The following is a 16,791-nucleotide window of genomic DNA, read 5'->3' as shown; positions in this document are numbered from 1 at the left end:
CGGGGGCAAGCCCCCTCGCCACATTGGATCGCTGTCATCCCCTACCAATAGATAATCAGGCAAACTGCCGAACCACGCAGCAGGAACTTCCTCATGCTCAAAACCCTCGCGGTGGCCAATTACCGCTCGATCAACAAACTGGTGATCCCCCTCGATCGATTGAACGTGATTACCGGCCCCAACGGCAGCGGCAAGTCCAACTTGTATCGCGCCCTGCGCCTGTTGGCGGAGACAGCCCAGGGCGGCGTAATCAATGGGCTGGCCCGTGAGGGTGGGCTGGATTCAACCTTTTGGGCCGGACCCGAGATCCTTTCGCGACGCATGCGCAACGCAGAAGTGGCGGTCCAAGCCTCAGTGCGCCAGTCTCCCAAGCGCTTGCGCCTGGGGTTTGCCGGTGAAGATTTCAGCTACGCGATCTCACTGGGCTTGCCAGAATCCAGCCTTTCGTACTTTTCCCTGGACCCGGAAATCAAACGCGAATGTATTTGGGCTGGACCGATTTATCGTCCCGCCAGCCTGCTGGTCGATCGCGCCGGCCCGATGATCCGCGCCCGCGAAGACCGCAGTTGGGATGTACTCGCACAACACACCCCGACCTTCGACAGCCTGTTCGATCAGGTCGGCAGCCTGCGCTCCTCACCAGAGGTGTTACTGCTGCGCGAGACCATTCGTGGCTGGCGTTTTTATGACCATTTTCGCAGCGATGCCGAGGCCCCCGCGCGCCAACCACAACTGGGCACCCGCACCCCGGTGTTGCACCACGACGGCCGCGATCTCGCCGCTGCGTTGCAAACCATCCGTGAAATCGGCGACCCAGAGGCGTTACAGACCGCCATCAGCGACGCCTTCCCCGGCGCGACGCTGAATATCGCGCCGCTGCAAGGTGGGCGCTTCGCAATCGAGTTTTATCAGGAAGGCTTGTTGCGCCCGCTGTCTGCCGCGGAGCTGTCGGATGGCACGCTGCGTTATCTGCTGCTGGTCGCCGCGCTGCTGACCCCACGTCCACCGACGTTGATGGTGCTCAACGAGCCGGAAACCAGCCTGCACCCAGACCTGTTGCCGGCGTTGGCGCGGCTGATCATCCGCGCCTCGGAAAACTGCCAGGTGTGGGTGGTGTCCCACGCCAGCCGCTTGATTGCGGCGCTGCAGCAAGACTCGGGGTGCAATTCCATTGTGCTGGAGAAAAATTTCGGTCAGACCGAGATCGTTGGACAAGGGATGCTGGATGAACCGGCGTGGAATTGGCCGGATTGAGCGACAGGCTCCCCTGGCTGATGGTTCTCCTGCGTCATGTTCTGCGAATCTCTGTAATGGAGTTACGAGGTGTAGAGTTCCGGGGAGACTGTGATCCTCCGCCAAAGTTGTTTAGAGCCGCTTTAATTTCTGGACTCATCCAGTCATATGCATCCAAATCGATGCCCGGCGTCGGGGGACGAGCCGAGGGCTCAAAAGGGGTCTGTGAGCGCCCTGAAATGTTGTTGCTCGAAACAGAAGATCGAGGGGGTGAGATGCTTTTCGAAGAATCAGAGCCTTTCGCTCCTGCCTTGTTTAACCTATGCGCGCGAAAGCTATAGCCTGCCGAAACGCCTGCGGCTACTAAGGACAACACGCTCAGCGCGGCCATTGTAATGAGCAGAGGATCCTGAGCTGAATTACCCGGATCTGTGGCGTTCATGATGGATCTCGTCACCCCTACCCCGGCACCGCCAAAGCCCAGAGCGGCACTCACTGCCCCGGAATACACAGCCTTTTTCGAAGCCGCTGCAGATGCAAAAACACTGGTAGTTTTCAAGCCTGCGCCTGCAACCCCAGCAGAGAGAAGTCCAACTCCTCCGGAGATGAAACCCAGGAGACTCAAGCCAACGAACATCCAGGGTTGCCAGGCTTCTCGCCCTGTCGGGTCGCTGAAATTCACCGGGTCCCCCAAACAATACGCATACGGATTCAATCCACCCCGACCAAACGGGCTCAATCTGTCCGGGCTGTTGAAGCGCATCAACACCGGATTGAACGCCCGATGTCCATTGCCCAGTAGATAGTGTCCGGTCACCGGGTCCGGGCGCTCGCCGTTGAAACCAAGGAGGCTGCTCAGGCCGCTTTCAGCTCGTCGATGACCGTAGGGCGTATAGGTTTTTTGCGGACGCGGAGTCCCGTCGATGGCATGCAATACCGAGCGTTGCTGATCGGTGGCCAGCAACTGGCTGTTGAGCTCATCACCTTCTCGCTGCTGTAGCGCGAGCAATTGAGTGCCTTGTTGGAACACAGTCCGCGACGTCTGCCCCTGAAGCTCTGTGACCAGGTGCTCAATGTTATAAAACCGCTGCACCTGTTCTTGCTCTGAGGGCACAAGTCCGGTCAGCCGATCCAATGCATCGTAAACGTAGCGGCACAAAAGCGTTTCCGGTGCTGCCATGGCCTGACCTTCGTGAAGAAGGTTTAGATTGCATGGATATCAGCCCGTCGACTACCTAGCAGAACTGCTAGGTAAGCGCTTGATCACGGCGTTACACCAAGTCCTGAACGATGAAACACGTTCATTCAGACAAAACGTGTCTTCAGGTTTCAGGGCCGCTCCGCGACCCAGCGCGAGCTTGCTCCCTCGCCACAGGTGTGTGTCCGGCGCCTTGCTTGATCGATCCCCAACCCAATAAAAAACGCCGACGCTTTACCAGCCGTCGACGTTGAAACCTTGAAAGGGTTTTACAGCGTGCTGAATCAGAACGCCGGCAGTACTGCGCCACTGTATTTTTTCGCGATGAATGCTTTCACTTCCGGGCTGGTCAGTGCCTTGGCGAGTTTCTGGATGGCGACGCTGTCCTTGTTATCTGGACGGGCCACCAGGAAGTTCACGTACGGCGAATCGGCACCTTCGATGATCAGCGCGTCCTTGGCCGGGTTCAGGCCGGCTTCCAGCGCGTAGTTGGTGTTGATCATGTCCAGGTCGACCTGGTCCAGAACCCGCGGCAGCAGGGCCGATTCAAGTTCTTTGAACTTGAAGTTATGCGGGTTCTTGGCGATGTCTTTCGGGGTCGCCAGGGCGTTTTTCGGGTCTTTCAATTCGATCAGGCCGGCCTTCTGCAGCAGGATCAACGCACGGCCGCTGTTGCTGCCTTCGTTCGGGATAGCGATGGTCGCGCCGTCTTTGAGCTCGGCCAGGGATTTGACTTTCTTCGAGTAGCCACCGAAAGGTTCGACGTGAACGCCGATCACGGTCACCAGGTTAGTGCCTTTGCCTTCGTTGAAGCTTTGCAGGTACGGCAGGGTCTGGAAGTAGTTGGCATCCAGACGCTTCTGATCGACCTGTACGTTCGGTTGTACATAATCAGTGAAGACCTTGATTTCCAGATCCACGCCTTCTTTGGCGAGGGTCGGCTTGATCAGTTCCAGAATTTCGGCGTGGGGCACCGGCGTTGCGGCAACCACCAGTTTCTCGCCAGCCTGGGCGATGCCTGCGGCCAGGGCAGCCGCCAGTGCGGTGAACAACAGAACCTTTTTCATGCAGTGTCCTTATCGAAAATCACAGTCGTCATCGACGACGGCTTCAAGTGAGGTGCCAGTGGAGTGCTGTCGCTGGCGTGGTGCGGACAATACCGGGATTTTTTATTCCCTAACAATATCTTTTATTCACTTTCATATTCCATTTTGCTCATACAGCTCCGCGGTCAGTGTAGGAGCTGGCGCAGCCTGCAATCTTTTGATTTTGATCTTCGGTGGCTTGAGCATTCGCCAAGATCAAAAGATCGCAGGCTGCGCCAGCTCCTACAAAAGCGCGGCGTCTTTGAAGAGTTGTTTCAGAGCTGCTTGCTCGCTGGTAGTGCCTTTGGTGAGGATGTGCTTCAGTTGCCGCTCGATCGCCGCCAGCGAGGTAGGCACTTCAGGCAGATTCAAATGCTCCGGCAGAATCTCGTCGCCAGTACTCACCAGCAACGCAAAGTGAATGACGTTCTCCAGCTCACGGGTATTGCCCGGCCAGCTGTGATGTTCCAGAAGTTGCTGCGCCGCTTCGCTGATCAAGGGCACCGGCAAGTCCAGACGCTGGCTGTAGATGCCGAGGAAATACTCGGCCAGTGAAAGGATATCGCCGACCCGTTCGCGCAATGCCGGCAGTTCCAGCTGACCTTCGCTCAAGTAGTGATAAAGCCGCTCATGAAATTTCCCGGCAGCCACCGCTTGCGCCAGGTCGATGCTGGTCGCCGCAACAAGCCGCACGTCCACCGGGCTTGGCTGCTGAGCACCGACACGGGTGACTTCGTGGTTCTCCAGTGCCGCAAGCAACTTGACCTGGATCGGCAGCGGCAAGTCACCGATTTCGTCCAGGTATAAGGTGCCACCGTTGGCTGAACCGAACCAACCCGCGCGGCTGCTGGCCGAGCCGCTGTGACTGCCGGCGGCATAGCCGAACAACTCGGCATCGGCGTAGGTCGGACTGATCGCTCCACAGTTGACCGAAACGAACAAACCACCACGGTCGCTGCCACGGTGGATGTGCCGCGCCAGCAGTTCTTTGCCGCTCCCGGTTTCACCGCGGATCAGCACGCAAATCGAGCGTGGTGCCAGCTGTTCGAGCTCGTGACGCAGTTGTCGTGAACGGGGATCGACGAATACCAGCGCCTTGGCGCGAATGCTCAGCGGGCTTTTTTCCGCGTCGGGAAAGGTCAGCAGTGGCTGACCGAAGGTTTCATGCAGACTCATGACAGACTCCCGCCCAAATCCGCCGGCAGACGGGAGGCGTTAAAAAAATAAAAGACTCAGGCGCGGCGCAGGGAATGCTGCTCCATGCGATTTTGCAGACGGTAAAGATAAGCGAAGCCCTGCTCCCAGCGTTGGTGCCCGGACTTCACATTGATGTGTCCGGCACCGGTCAGAATCCCGGCTTCGGCGCCCCAGTTGCGGGCCAGCTCAAGGGCACGAGCGGCGCTGACCGCACTGTCATTGTCCGAGCTGACGACCTGGCTGGGGAACGGCAACAGGTGCGTCGGGATCGGCGCGAAGTTGCGCAAGGCCGGCGCGCAGGCAGGGCGTTCGACATCCGCGGGAGCAACCAGCAGGGCGCCGCGGACCTGACGCAAAAAGCTGAAGGGTGCCTGTGCTGCCCAATGCGCAACGGTGATGCAACCCAGGCTGTGGGCAATCAGGATCACCGGTGTGCTATCAGCCGCGATCGCCTGCGCCAACGCCGCGACCCAATCCTCGCGACGCGGCGCCAACCAGTCGGCCTGCTCCACGCGCGCGCTGTTTGGCAAACTGTTCTGCCAATGGCTTTGCCAATGATCTTCTGGCGATCCTTGCCAGCCCGGCACGATCAGGTAGCGAATTGATTCGTTGCGCATGGGGAGCCCTCCGGCTGCTTGTCTGTTCGGGATCGAGTATAGGGACCAGAGTTATATTCGTTAAGGAATAAGAAGATATTTATTAATTCCTTTAAAGAATATAGAGGTTGGCGCCCCAGAAATAAAAAAACCTGAATATCGCATTCGTGGGCAAACCGGTTTGCCCGCCGAAATCATTTCAGCCGTCACTGGTTGAGAATCGGAAAACGGTTGCGCAACTCGACGCCCCGGGCCAGCGCCACTTGGCGAATATGCGCCGATCGTTGTGCATTCGGGCGCTTGGGACTTGCAGAAGTACCCCGCATGATTCCATCCTCTGGTTATTGATGTTCGCACTTGCCCTGCGTCATCGAGCAGAGTGCTAGCCGTGAACGCCAACCTGTTGACCGGACGCGCCAATCATCATGATTGAACCTACCTCTCTCGCCAGCTGGACCCGCGCTCTGCGCAAACAACTCGAGGCTCTTGGCCTCGATAGCGATGCACTGTGCCGCGAAGCCGGGCTTGACCCGCAACTGATGGACGACCCGAACGCCCGTTATCCACTGTCCGCCACCACGCGTCTGTGGGAAGTGGCGGTCAAGGCCAGCGGCGACCCGGCGATCGGCTTGCGGGTCTCGCGCTTCGTCAGCCCGACCAGCTTTCACGCGCTGGGATATGCACTAGTGGCCAGCGGTAGCTTGCGCGAAGTCTTTGAGCGGATCGTGCGTTATCACCAGATGGTCAGCGACGCGCTGGAGCTGGAGTTAAACCTGCATGACGACCGCTATTGTTTTCATTTGAAGGTGCCTGAAAGCAGCCCGGCACCGGCGTTCGAAGCCATCGATGCGTTTGCGGCGATCTATGTGCGAACCTGCCGCAACCGTCTGGGCCGGGACTATGCACCGCTGGCGGTGTACCTGCGCCGGCCGGAACCGGCTGACCCTAAACACTGGCATACAGTGTTCCGCGCGCCGGTCTTTTTTGCGGCCGACGAGGACCGTCTGGAGTTTGCCGCCAGCGATTTCGACAGTCATCTGGATGACGCCAACCCGGAACTGGCCGAACACAGCAAAACAGTGCTCGAGTGCACCCTGACGCAATCGAAACCATTGACCTGGGAGCGCAAGGTCCGCTCCGCCATTGAAGCTCAATTGCCGGAAGGCGAACCCTCTGCCGAACACATCGCCCAGGCTTTGCATCTGACCCTGCGCAGTCTGCAGCGACATTTGGCAGATGAGGGTTGTCGCTTTGATACCTTGCTCAACGAATGTCGGGAGAACCTGGCGCTGCTGCACCTGCGTGACCCGCAGTGCTCATTGAGCGAGATCAGCTATTTGCTGGGATTTGCCGACATCAGCAGCTTCAGCCGCGCGTTCAAGCGCTGGACTGGAATGACCCCGGGGCAGTTTCGGGATGGGTTGCACTGAACAATGAGATTTGTGTTGCCTGCGCTGGCCTCATCGCGAGCAAGCTCGCTCCCACATTGGATCTGTGTGGAATCACTATTTTGTAATCAACCAAATACCCTGTGGGAGCGAGCTTGCTCGCGATGGCATTCGCCCAGACACCACAAATCACCGCCCTCGATCACGCCTCAACAACTTGCGCACCCGCGCCACCAGTTCACTCACGGCAAAGGGTTTGAGCAAATAATCATCGGCATCCAACTCAAGCCCGCGCAGCCGATCTTCAATCCCGTCTTTGGTGGTCAGAAACAACACCGGCGTCGCGCCGCGCTTACGAATCTGCTGCTGCAATTGCCAGGCATTCAGCCCAGGCAACATGACGTCAAGGATGACCAGATCGTACTCAGGACGCTCTTCGATAAAGCGCCGTCCCTGCATTCCGTCGGCCGCCACATCCACGGCATAACTCGCTTCGCTCAGGCCTTGCGCCAACAGCTTTGCGGCCTCGGGTTCGTCTTCCACTAACAGCAAACGCATGGTGCACCTCGATTATCGTCGATACAGGCTAGGCGCCTTGGAGGCCATTGCCCATCACTAACGGTTATTTCGGATGAGCCGACTGATTCAGGCCTGCGCCGCGCCCCGTAACCTTTCCAGATCGAGCACTTCGATCTCGCCATAATTCAACTGTACGATGCCCTGGTTCTGCAGATCCTTGAGGATCTGATTGGTGGTCTGCCGGGAGAGCGAAAGCATCAGTGCCAACTGCTCCTGGGGCAATTGCAGAAGTCGCCGCGAGGACTCGGTCTGGCCATAGCCTTCGGCAATCATCAGCAGCCGATGAGCCACGCGCGCCGCTGCAGGCATCAGGCTCAACTGTTCGAGACTAATGAATGTCAGGCGCAATTTATGGCTCATCAACAACGCCAGGTGACGCCAGTAGTGCGGATGTTCTCCCAGCAGTTCGAGTAATGCGGTCTGAGGCACCTGCAACAGAATGCAGCGGCCGACTCCGCAGGCGTCGTGGGTGCGCGGCCGGCCATCGAACAGGCTGATTTCACCAAACCAGTGCGGCGGTTCGACCACACTGAGTAGCGCCTCCTTGCCCTGCTCGCTGACCGCGCCAATACGCACCGCCCCCTCAAGCACCGCATACAAACCACAAGGCGGATCACCGCGCTTGAACAACCATTGCCCGGGCGCCAGGCGCCGCACTCTGGCGATGGCCAGCAGACTATCCTGTAACAAGGCAGGTAGATGATTGAACCACTGACCGCTCGACAAACGCGGACGCCAGGCCTGCAAATCCATGAGAACTCCAGATGATTGTCGCCTGGCTGACAGAGCGAAGATTGAGCGCAGGGCATGATCGAACTCCCTACAGGAGGAAATAACAATGAAAAGCCTCGTTGACCACCTCAGTCAATACGCCGCCTACCATCGTGACCCGCGAAATATCGTCAGCCATTTTATTGGCATTCCACTGATTGTGGTGGCTGTTGCAGTTCTGCTGTCACGGCCGCAATGGCCGCTGGCCGGGCTCTGGGTGTCCCCAGCGGTGCTGTTGGCATTGGCTTGCGCGTGGTTTTATTTGCGCCTGGAACTGCGCCTTGGAGTGCTAATGACCGTATTGCTAGCCCTGTCCGTTTGGCTAGGTCATGTGCTCTCGCACCAGAGCACGCTGGTCTGGCTCGGCAGCGGCATCGGCATGTTTGTCATCGGCTGGGCAATCCAGTTTGTCGGCCATCACTACGAAGGGCGCAAACCGGCGTTTGTCGATGATGTGACCGGACTGATCGTCGGGCCGCTGTTTGTCGTGGTCGAACTGGCGTTCATGCTGGGGTTGCGGCAGGACTTGAAGCGGGCTATCGAAGAGCGTTCGGGGCCGGTGGCGTTGCGAGAGAAGAAGGCATCGGCTTGAGGTTGTGGTGAGCCGTAAATCGCTTTCGGGGCAAGCCACTACCGATCAGTTAAGACGTTACGCGAACCGTAGCAGCTGCCGAAGCCTGCGTTCGGCAGCTGCTACGGGGAACAGTGCTGAACCTCAAACGCCTTAACTGATCGGCATTGAGGCAAGCCCGCTCCACAGGGATAGTGTGAAACCTGTGGGAGCGGCGGTGCGGCGATCCGACTTGCCCGCGAAGCTGTTTAGATGTTGGCCACTTTCTGCCAGACCTTGGGCTTGAAGAACAATGTCTCACCACGCGCCAGGCCGATCAGGCTGTCGTGATCCTTGACCACTTCCGCTTCGATCAACTCACTCTGCCCTTCAACTTTCAGCGTCACCCGGGTAGTCGCGCCCAGTGGACGGATATCGCGCACTTCAGCGGCGTGGTGGTCTTCCAGTTCATGACGCGACAGCGACACTTCATGGGGACGGAACAGCACGTGGTTGTCTTCGCCAAGGTGCAGCCGGTTGGAGTCGCCGAGGAAGTGGTAGACGAAGTCGCTGGCCGGGTTTTCGTAAACTTCTCCCGGCGAACCGATCTGTTCGATCACGCCCTTGTTCATCACCACGATCCGGTCGGCCACTTCCATGGCCTCTTCCTGGTCGTGGGTCACGAACACCGAGGTCAGGTTGATGTCTTCGTGCAACCGCGCCAGCCAGCGGCGCAGCTCTTTACGAACCTTGGCATCCAGCGCGCCGAAGGGTTCGTCCAGCAGCAGGACTTTCGGCTCTACCGCCAGGGCACGGGCCAGGGCGATACGTTGGCGCTGGCCACCGGAAAGCTGTTCCGGATAGCGGTCGGAGAGCCAGTCCAGTTGCACCATGTTCAGCAGTTCGTGGACTTTGACCGCAATCTGGCTTTGCGTCGGACGCTGGTTTTTCGGCTTCATGCGCAGGCCGAACGCGACGTTGTCGAACACCGTCATGTGGCGGAACAGCGCGTAGTGCTGGAACACGAACCCGACGTTACGATCACGCACGTCATGGCCGGAGACGTCTTCGCCGTGGAATACGATGCTGCCGGCATCCGGGGTTTCGAGGCCGGCGATGATCCGCAGCAGGGTGGTCTTGCCGCAGCCGGACGGGCCGAGCAGCGCCACCAGTTCACCGCTCTGGATGTCCAGATTGATGCTATTCAGGGCCTTGAAGGCGTGGAAGTTCTTGCTGACATTACGGACTTCGATCGACATGATTTATTCCTCCGCCGCACTGGCGCGCAGGCGGTTAATACGGTTCTCGCTCCACTGCTTGAGCAGCAGGATGAAGAGCGCCAGGATCAGCAACAGACTCGCTACGGCGAACGCCGCGACGTGGTTGTATTCGTTGTAGAGAATCTCGACATGCAGCGGCAGGGTGTTGGTCACCCCGCGGATGTGCCCGGACACTACCGAGACCGCGCCGAACTCACCCATTGCCCGCGCGGTACAAAGCACCACGCCATAGATCAGGCCCCATTTGATGTTCGGTACCGTGATATGCCAGAACATCTGCCAACCATTGGCACCCAGCAGCCGCGCGGCTTCTTCTTCCTGGGTACCCTGCTCCTGCATCAGCGGGATCAGCTCCCGGGCCACGAACGGCACGGTGACAAAGATGGTCGCCAGCACGATGCCCGGCAGCGCAAAGACGATCTGGATGTCGTGATCCTGCAGCCATGGGCCGAAGAAGCCCTGGGCACCGAACATCAACACATAGACCAGACCGGCGATCACCGGCGACACCGAGAACGGCAAGTCGATCAGGGTCACCAGCATGCTCTTGCCGCGGAACGAGTACTTGCTCACGCACCAGGCGGCGCTGACGCCGAATACCAGATTGAGCGGCACCGAAATCAGCACCGCGATCACCGTCAGCTTCAGGGCCGATAGCGCATCCGGCTCGAAGATCGCGGTGAAGAATGCGCCGAGGCCGAGTTTCAGCCCCTGGGACACCACGATAAACAACGGCAGCAATAGAAACAGGGCGAAGATCAGCCAGCCAAGGCCGATCAGAATGCGTCGTGAAACGGCGCTGCCACGACGGGCGGCGTTGGCCGAGGAAGCGGCGGTAAGCGTTGAACTGGACATATTCCGGGCCTCCTTATGGTTTTTCGATGCGCCGCTGCAACAAGTTGATCAGCAGCAACAGGACGAAGGAAACCACCAGCATCAGCACGCCGATGGAGGTGGCGCCGGTGTAGTCGTATTGGTCGAGCTTGACCATGATCAGCAGCGGCAGGATCTCGGTCTTCATCGGCATATTGCCGGCGATGAAGATCACCGAACCATACTCACCAACACCACGGGCGAAAGCCAGGGCGAAGCCGGTGAGCCAGGCGGGCAGCAAGGCCGGCACCAGGATGTAGCGAAACACCTGCAACGGCTTGGCCCCCAGACAGGCAGCGGCCTCTTCGACTTCCCGGGGAATGTCGGCGAGCACCGGCTGTACCGTACGCACCACGAACGGCAAGGTGACGAAGGTCAGCGCCAGGGTGATACCCAGCGGGGTGTAGGCGATCTTGAAGCCCAGATCAGCGGCGAACTGCCCGACCAGGCCGTTCGGTGCGTACAGCGCCGTCAGCGCAATACCCGCCACGGCGGTGGGCAGCGCGAACGGCAGGTCGATCATCGCGTCGATGATCTTGCGTCCGGGGAAGGTGTAGCGCACCAGCACCCAGGCCAGCAACGTGCCGATGATGCCGTTGATGATCGCGGCGTACAGCGCGGTACCGAAACTCAGTTTCAACGCCGCCAGCACGCGAGGTGCGGAGATGATCGCCCAGAACTGATCCCAGGTGAGTTGAGCGGCATGCACGAACATCGCTGCCAGGGGTATGAGCACAATCAGGCTGAGGTACACCAAGGTGTAACCCAGCGTCAGCCCGAAGCCGGGTATGACGGGGGAGATACGACGCGACATAAAAGTCCTTGGTTGACTGAACGGACACGCAAAGCCCGCAAACGAATGCGGGCTCTACTGTAGGAGCGAGCTTGCTGGCGATGGTCGTTAACGATGACGCGTTTTTACTGGGTAAACGCGGCGCTCTTGAGTCCATCGCGAGCAAGCTCGCTCCTGCAATTTTCCTTACTGAGCAGTGTAAATCTTGTCGAACACACCACCGTCATTGAAGAATTTCGGTTGGGCAGTTTTCCAGCCGCCGAAGTCTTTGTCGATAGTCACCAGGTCCAGTTTCGGGAACTGCTGGGCATACTTGGCCGCCACATCCTTGTCTCGCGGACGGTAGAAGTTCTTCGCCGCGATCTCTTGGCCGGCCGGGCTGTACAGGTGTTTCAGGTAGGCTTCGGCGATTTCGGCATTGCCCTTTTTCTCGGCGTTTTTATCCACCACCGCCACTGGCGGCTCGGCGAGGATCGACAACGATGGCACTACAATGTCGAACTTGTCCGCTCCACCGTCTTCTTTCAGTGCCAGGAAGGCTTCATTTTCCCAGGCCAGCAACACGTCACCCTGACCGTTGTTGACGAAAGTGATGGTCGAACCGCGAGCACCGGTATCCAGCACGGGAACGTGCTTGAACAGCTCCTGGACGTATTCCTGAGCCTTGGCTTCGCTACCGCCGGCTTTCAGGCCATAGGCCCAGGCGGCGAGGAAGTTCCAGCGCGCACCGCCGCTGGTCTTCGGGTTCGGGGTGATCACTTCAACTCCGTTTTTGGTCAGATCGCCCCAGTCCTTGATACCTTTGGGATTGCCCTTGCGCACCAGGAACACGATGGTCGAGGTGTAGGGAGTACTGGCCTCAGGCAAGCGTTGTTGCCAATCCGCCGGCAGGGACTTGCCGAGCTTGGCGATTTCGTCGATGTCACCGGCCAGTGCCAGTGTCACCACATCCGCCCGCAAGCCATCAATCACCGCCCTGCCCTGTTTGCCCGAGCCCCCGTGGGATTGCTGGATTTTCACAGTGTCGCCGGCGTGGTCTTTCTTCCAGAAATTGACGAACTCGGCGTTGAAATCCTGATACAGCTCACGGGTCGGGTCATACGACACGTTGAGCAACTCGTAATCCTTGGCAACCGCGGAACCAGCAAAAATAGCGCTGGCCAGCGCGGCCAGAGCGTAACGGCGAATCGACGACATAGTGAAAGCTCCTGAAATTCTTGGGGTGTTGGCTTTTCTTATGGGTTCTGGAAGCGGGTCGCGTCGGAAAAGATCGCAGCCTGCGGCAGCTCCTACACAGGTGTACGCAAATCCCCCGTAGGAGCTGCCGCAGGCTGCGATCTTTTGATCTTGCTTTAGCCCGGCTTGGTACCTGGGTTCTGCAAACGAAATTTTTCTTTGCGTTCGATCTGTACCACTTGAGCGTTGTGCACGGTGATTTCCACTGCCCCGAAACGAAGGTCGCGCAATGCGCTCTGGATCTCGCGCAAAATGGTGGCTTCGTCCTGGCCGTCAACGCTACGTAGAGATGCGCTCATGGTGCTGCTCCTGAAATAAGAGGTGCCTGACAGTGGCGGCACTGCTTGCGGCGTGAGAGCAATAGTAAATAGGTGGTTATATTCTTAAAAATACTATTTAAGAATGTTTATATAACCAAAATGAATTATCTGCCGGGACAGGGGTTTGCGGGGGGATTTGCGGGAACAAGATCAAAAGATCCCAGGCTTCGCGTTCCCCCTGAAGGAACGCAAATCCCCGTAGGAGCTGCCGCAGGCTGCGATCTTTTGGACGCCACTCAAACTCAAAGACTTACCGAATCACCGGCGCTCTTGCCCAGTCCAGCTGGTCTGCCGGCACCGGCCGTCCAAACCAGTAGCCCTGGCCCAGATCGCAGCCATGCTCGAGGAGGAAACCTGCCTGTTCGATCTGTTCGATGCCTTCGGCGTGCACTTGCATGCCCATGCTTTGCGCCAGGGCGATAATCACCCGAACAATGGCTGCATCGTCGTCATCCCAAGGCAATCCGGCGACGAAACCCTGATCGATCTTGAGTTTCTGCACCGGCAACCGCTTGAGCCGCAGCAACGATGAATAGCCGGTGCCGAAGTCATCGATGGCCAGGCGCAAGCCCAGCTCGCGCAACCGGTGCATTTGCTCCAGCGCCACTTCGGGGTCTTCCATCACCGCGCTCTCGGTAACTTCCAGCTCCAGAAAGGCCGGATCCAGGCCTGTGTCGTGCAACACCTGGGCGACCTGCTGATAAAGCTCACGACGGGCGAACAGACGACTGGAGACATTCACGGCGATGAACGACAGCGCCACTCCCGACTTCAGCCATTGGCACATCTGCTGACAGGCTTGCTGCATGACCCAGGCATCGATCTCGGCAATCAATCCGGTGCGCTCGGCAATCGGAATGAACTCGGCCGGCGCCACCAGGCCACGCTCGGGGTGCTCCCAGCGCACCAGCGCTTCGACGCCGATCAATCGACTGGTCTGCAATTCATGCACCGGCTGGTAGTACACCCGCAGCTCCTGCTGCTCCAGTGCGCGCCGCAACTCATTGGCGATTTCTACCCGGTGCTGAGCGTGAGCGGTGAGTTCTTCGGTATACAGCGCATAGCCTTCACGCCCGGCACTCTTGGCCTTGAACAGCGCCGAATCGGCATTGCGCAACAGTTGCTCGGCACTCAACGCATCGCTGGGGAACAGGCTGATGCCGATGCTGGCGTTGATGAAGAGCTGATGCCCGTCGAACTTGAACGGCTCCTTCAGCCCGTCGATGATCCGCTGGGCCAGCGCTGCCGCTTGCATCAGTTGCGGGCAACTTTCAGCGAGCACGGCAAACTCGTCGCCGCCCAGTCGCGCCAGAGTGACCCCGGGACCGAACATCCCTTGCAGCCGCTCGGCCACCGCTTTGAGCAGCTGATCGCCGACATTGTGGCCGAGACTGTCGTTGATCATCTTGAAATGATCCAGATCGATCAGCAGCAAGGCGCAGCCACGCTTATGGATCTGCGCCGAGGCCAGCGCCTGCTCGGCCCGGTCGGTGAAGAGCAAGCGATTGGGCAAGTCAGTCAGCGGATCATGGTGCGCCAGGTGGGCCAGTTCATGCTGCGAATCCTTGATCGCGCTGATGTCGGAAAATACCGCGACATACTGACTGAGCTCTCCCTGGTCATCCTTTATGGCCCGGATGGTTTGCCACTGGGGGTAGATCTCACCACACTTGCGCCGGTTCCAGATCTCACCGCTCCACTCGCCGGTGTTTTCCAGAGACTCAAACATCGCTGCATAGAATGTCGCTGGATGACGGCCGGACTTGAACATGCTCGGCTGGCGACCGAGCACTTCTTCACGCTGATAGCCGGTAATTTCCATGAACGCACGGTTCACATGGACAATCAGCCCATGCCGATCGCTGACCAGCACCCCTTCGCGGGTGCAATCGAACACCGCCGCGGCCTGACGCAATCGCGCACGATCCTCATGGTGGTGGCGCACACTTGAACCGATACCGAGAAACCTCAGTAATCGTGCACGAGCGATGAAGATCAGAGCGGCACTGAACAGGGCCCAGACATAACCGTTGATCAGTTGCCAGTGGACCAGATCAATCGAATCATCGAGGAAACTGCTCAATAAATGACCACTGAGTTGCAGCCAGAAAACTGACAGCAGCAGGTAGAGCAACGCTGCACGCATCGCATCTCGATAAGAAGCCGTCATAAGGCGATCAATGTCCTCGCAAAAAATCCGGATTATAGGATAAGTAACATCCATACACTCTTATCTGAAAGGGCGACTGGTTTTATCTGTGGGCTGAGTGATAATGCGAGCGCTGTTTTCATTTTTTCGAGGGCCATACAACCTATGTGGTACAACGGTTTTCTTGACTTGTCGCCTTGGCGACTGGTGGCAGTCACCCTGTTGATGACCCATGTGACCATCGTCGGCGTCACAGTTTATCTGCACCGCTATTCAGCCCATCGCTCCCTGGAGCTCAATGCCGGCCTGAAACACTTCTTCCGCTTCTGGCTGTGGCTGACCACCGCGCAGAACACCCGCGAGTGGACCGCTATCCACCGCAAGCATCATGCCAAATGCGAAACCGTCGATGACCCGCACAGCCCGGTGATCAAAGGCCTTTCCACGGTCATGCGCAAGGGTGCCGAGCTGTACCGCGCCGAAGCGGAAAACCCCGAGACCCTGCGCATCTACGGCAAGAACTGTCCGGATGACTGGATCGAACGCAACCTCTACACCCGCTTCCCGCTGCTGGGTGTAACGATCATGGGCGTCATCGACCTGCTGCTGTTCGGCACCATCGGCATCACCATCTGGGCGATCCAGATGATGTGGATTCCGTTCTGGGCCGCCGGCGTCATCAACGGCCTGGGCCATGCCGTCGGCTATCGCAACTTCGAATGCCGCGACGCGGCAACCAATCTGGTGCCCTGGGGCATCCTGGTCGGTGGCGAAGAGCTGCACAACAACCATCACACCTACCCTAACTCGGCCAAACTGTCGGTGAAGAAGTGGGAGTTTGATCTCGGCTGGGCATGGATCAAGGTCTTCAGCTTTTTGCGTCTGGCCAAGGTTCAGCGGGTCGCGCCCATCGCCCACCGGGTCGAAGGCAAGGGCAGCCTGGACATGGACACCGCCATGGCGATCCTCAACAACCGCTTCCAGATCATGGCCCAGTACCGCAAATTGGTCATCGCGCCGCTGGTCAAGCAGGAGCTGGAAAGGGTTGATCACTCGGTCCGTCATCAGTTCCACCGGGCCAAGCGTCTGCTCTCGCGAGAAACCAGCCTGCTGGATGACAAGCATCATCTGCGTATCCAGACCATACTCGAGCACAGCCAGGCGCTTAAGGTCATTTACGAAAAACGCCTCGCATTGCAGCAGATCTGGATCAAGACCAGCACCAACGGTCATGACATGCTGGCGGCGATCAAGGAGTGGGTTAACGAAGCCGAGGCCAGCGGCATTCAATCGCTGCGCGACTTCGCCCACCAGCTGAAAACCTACTCGCTGCGCCCCGCTACCGCCTGACCCTATGGTGAGGGCTTGCCTGTGGCGAGGGGGCTTGCCCCCGCTGGGGCGCGCAGCGGCCCTAAAACCGGCTGATGCGTTTCTACAGATAAAGCGCATTGGCAGATTTTACGACTGCTTCGCAGCCGAACGGGGGCAAGCCCCCTCGCCACAGCAAGCCCCTTCGCCACAAAAACGGGAACTTAGCTGCAAA

At 58.6% G+C, this 16,791-nt stretch carries 16 protein-coding genes and 1 pseudogene; 4 read left to right on the top strand and 13 right to left on the bottom strand.

All coding sequences use genetic code 11. The features are described 5' to 3' along the window. The first annotated feature begins 93 nt into the window (after window positions 1-93). Complete coding sequence (locus F8N21_RS06890) at window positions 94-1,254, top strand: AAA family ATPase (RefSeq protein ID WP_150641404.1); 1,161 nt, start codon at window positions 94-96, stop codon at window positions 1,252-1,254. A 34-nt stretch (window positions 1,255-1,288) separates the two neighbouring features. Here F8N21_RS06890 and F8N21_RS06885 read toward each other — a convergent pair whose 3' ends face one another. From F8N21_RS06885 to F8N21_RS06865, 5 genes and pseudogenes are all read right to left on the bottom strand, one after another. Further along, window positions 1,289-2,413 (bottom strand): RHS repeat-associated core domain-containing protein, encoded by a 1,125-nt coding sequence (locus F8N21_RS06885; RefSeq protein ID WP_150641403.1) that lies wholly within the window; start codon window positions 2,411-2,413, stop codon window positions 1,289-1,291. A 302-nt stretch (window positions 2,414-2,715) separates the two neighbouring features. Continuing rightward, entirely contained in the window at window positions 2,716-3,498 is a 783-nt protein-coding gene (locus F8N21_RS06880; protein WP_150641402.1) for a MetQ/NlpA family ABC transporter substrate-binding protein, read from the bottom strand. Between the two features lie 261 nt (window positions 3,499-3,759). Then, complete coding sequence (locus F8N21_RS06875) at window positions 3,760-4,692, bottom strand: sigma 54-interacting transcriptional regulator (RefSeq protein ID WP_150641401.1); 933 nt, start codon at window positions 4,690-4,692, stop codon at window positions 3,760-3,762. 56 nt (window positions 4,693-4,748) lie between these two features. Next, window positions 4,749-5,330: an alpha/beta hydrolase gene (locus tag F8N21_RS06870; RefSeq protein ID WP_150641400.1), complete on the bottom strand. Its 582-nt coding sequence runs from the start codon at window positions 5,328-5,330 to the stop codon at window positions 4,749-4,751. Between the two features lie 191 nt (window positions 5,331-5,521). Beyond that, a pseudogene (locus tag F8N21_RS06865) lies at window positions 5,522-5,635 on the bottom strand (fatty acid desaturase); the annotation flags it as partial. 99 nt (window positions 5,636-5,734) lie between these two features. On the opposite strand from F8N21_RS06865, the gene F8N21_RS06860 reads away from it, so the two are divergent. Continuing rightward, on the top strand, window positions 5,735-6,739 hold the full coding sequence (locus F8N21_RS06860) for an AraC family transcriptional regulator (RefSeq protein ID WP_150641399.1): 1,005 nt from the start codon (window positions 5,735-5,737) through the stop codon (window positions 6,737-6,739). Between the two features lie 147 nt (window positions 6,740-6,886). Here the strand turns inward: F8N21_RS06860 and F8N21_RS06855 are convergent, their stop codons facing one another. Together F8N21_RS06855 and F8N21_RS06850 are read right to left on the bottom strand one after the other, a co-directional pair. Then, window positions 6,887-7,255 carry a response regulator gene (locus tag F8N21_RS06855; protein WP_150641398.1) on the bottom strand — a complete coding sequence of 123 codons (369 nt, stop codon included), beginning with the start codon at window positions 7,253-7,255 and terminating at the stop codon, window positions 6,887-6,889. A gap of 87 nt (window positions 7,256-7,342) precedes the next feature. Next, on the bottom strand, window positions 7,343-8,029 hold the full coding sequence (locus F8N21_RS06850) for a Crp/Fnr family transcriptional regulator (RefSeq protein WP_150641397.1): 687 nt from the start codon (window positions 8,027-8,029) through the stop codon (window positions 7,343-7,345). Between the two features lie 85 nt (window positions 8,030-8,114). On the opposite strand from F8N21_RS06850, the gene F8N21_RS06845 reads away from it, so the two are divergent. After that, window positions 8,115-8,639 carry a DUF962 domain-containing protein gene (locus tag F8N21_RS06845; RefSeq protein WP_150641396.1) on the top strand — a complete coding sequence of 175 codons (525 nt, stop codon included), beginning with the start codon at window positions 8,115-8,117 and terminating at the stop codon, window positions 8,637-8,639. A gap of 227 nt (window positions 8,640-8,866) precedes the next feature. Here the strand turns inward: F8N21_RS06845 and F8N21_RS06840 are convergent, their stop codons facing one another. The 6 genes from F8N21_RS06840 to dibA all read right to left on the bottom strand — a co-directional run bounded on the left by F8N21_RS06840 (window position 8,867) and on the right by dibA (window position 15,269). Next, the gene (locus F8N21_RS06840; RefSeq protein ID WP_150641395.1) at window positions 8,867-9,856 is read right to left on the bottom strand and encodes a sulfate/molybdate ABC transporter ATP-binding protein; all 990 of its coding nucleotides are present in this window, start codon (window positions 9,854-9,856) and stop codon (window positions 8,867-8,869) included. A gap of 3 nt (window positions 9,857-9,859) precedes the next feature. Beyond that, window positions 9,860-10,732, bottom strand: coding sequence for a sulfate ABC transporter permease subunit CysW (gene cysW / locus F8N21_RS06835; RefSeq protein WP_150641394.1), 873 nt, complete (start codon window positions 10,730-10,732; stop codon window positions 9,860-9,862). 13 nt (window positions 10,733-10,745) lie between these two features. Then, window positions 10,746-11,564 (bottom strand): sulfate ABC transporter permease subunit CysT, encoded by an 819-nt coding sequence (gene cysT / locus F8N21_RS06830; RefSeq protein WP_150641393.1) that lies wholly within the window; start codon window positions 11,562-11,564, stop codon window positions 10,746-10,748. Between the two features lie 165 nt (window positions 11,565-11,729). Next, window positions 11,730-12,740: a sulfate ABC transporter substrate-binding protein gene (locus tag F8N21_RS06825; protein WP_150641392.1), complete on the bottom strand. Its 1,011-nt coding sequence runs from the start codon at window positions 12,738-12,740 to the stop codon at window positions 11,730-11,732. A gap of 155 nt (window positions 12,741-12,895) precedes the next feature. Further along, window positions 12,896-13,078, bottom strand: coding sequence for a sulfur starvation response protein OscA (gene oscA / locus F8N21_RS06820; protein WP_045181150.1), 183 nt, complete (start codon window positions 13,076-13,078; stop codon window positions 12,896-12,898). 271 nt (window positions 13,079-13,349) lie between these two features. Continuing rightward, a complete protein-coding gene (gene dibA, locus F8N21_RS06815) occupies window positions 13,350-15,269 on the bottom strand; it encodes a phosphodiesterase DibA (RefSeq protein WP_150641391.1) in 1,920 nt (639 codons plus the stop codon). Window positions 15,270-15,413: 144 nt separating this feature from the next. Here dibA and desA point away from each other — a divergent pair, with 144 nt between their 5' ends. Next, window positions 15,414-16,598 carry a delta-9 fatty acid desaturase DesA gene (gene desA / locus F8N21_RS06810; protein ID WP_150641390.1) on the top strand — a complete coding sequence of 395 codons (1,185 nt, stop codon included), beginning with the start codon at window positions 15,414-15,416 and terminating at the stop codon, window positions 16,596-16,598. The last annotated feature ends 193 nt before the right edge of the window (window positions 16,599-16,791 follow it).

This window comes from Pseudomonas fluorescens, assembly GCF_902497895.1.
Taxonomy (GTDB): domain Bacteria; phylum Pseudomonadota; class Gammaproteobacteria; order Pseudomonadales; family Pseudomonadaceae; genus Aquipseudomonas; species Aquipseudomonas fluorescens_BP.
The sequence above is the reverse complement of the archived record's forward strand: the minus strand, read 5'-3'. Positions and strand labels throughout refer to the sequence as shown.

Coding starts and splice junctions, on each gene's coding strand:
- F8N21_RS06890 (WP_150641404.1), top strand. CDS start 94: ATGCTCAAAACCCTCGCGGTGGCCAATTACCGCTCGATCAACAAACTG.
- F8N21_RS06885 (WP_150641403.1), bottom strand. CDS start 2,413: ATGGCAGCACCGGAAACGCTTTTGTGCCGCTACGTTTACGATGCATTG.
- F8N21_RS06880 (WP_150641402.1), bottom strand. CDS start 3,498: ATGAAAAAGGTTCTGTTGTTCACCGCACTGGCGGCTGCCCTGGCCGCA.
- F8N21_RS06875 (WP_150641401.1), bottom strand. CDS start 4,692: ATGAGTCTGCATGAAACCTTCGGTCAGCCACTGCTGACCTTTCCCGAC.
- F8N21_RS06870 (WP_150641400.1), bottom strand. CDS start 5,330: ATGCGCAACGAATCAATTCGCTACCTGATCGTGCCGGGCTGGCAAGGA.
- F8N21_RS06860 (WP_150641399.1), top strand. CDS start 5,735: ATGATTGAACCTACCTCTCTCGCCAGCTGGACCCGCGCTCTGCGCAAA.
- F8N21_RS06855 (WP_150641398.1), bottom strand. CDS start 7,255: ATGCGTTTGCTGTTAGTGGAAGACGAACCCGAGGCCGCAAAGCTGTTG.
- F8N21_RS06850 (WP_150641397.1), bottom strand. CDS start 8,029: ATGGATTTGCAGGCCTGGCGTCCGCGTTTGTCGAGCGGTCAGTGGTTC.
- F8N21_RS06845 (WP_150641396.1), top strand. CDS start 8,115: ATGAAAAGCCTCGTTGACCACCTCAGTCAATACGCCGCCTACCATCGT.
- F8N21_RS06840 (WP_150641395.1), bottom strand. CDS start 9,856: ATGTCGATCGAAGTCCGTAATGTCAGCAAGAACTTCCACGCCTTCAAG.
- cysW (WP_150641394.1), bottom strand. CDS start 10,732: ATGTCCAGTTCAACGCTTACCGCCGCTTCCTCGGCCAACGCCGCCCGT.
- cysT (WP_150641393.1), bottom strand. CDS start 11,564: ATGTCGCGTCGTATCTCCCCCGTCATACCCGGCTTCGGGCTGACGCTG.
- F8N21_RS06825 (WP_150641392.1), bottom strand. CDS start 12,740: ATGTCGTCGATTCGCCGTTACGCTCTGGCCGCGCTGGCCAGCGCTATT.
- oscA (WP_045181150.1), bottom strand. CDS start 13,078: ATGAGCGCATCTCTACGTAGCGTTGACGGCCAGGACGAAGCCACCATT.
- dibA (WP_150641391.1), bottom strand. CDS start 15,269: ATGACGGCTTCTTATCGAGATGCGATGCGTGCAGCGTTGCTCTACCTG.
- desA (WP_150641390.1), top strand. CDS start 15,414: ATGTGGTACAACGGTTTTCTTGACTTGTCGCCTTGGCGACTGGTGGCA.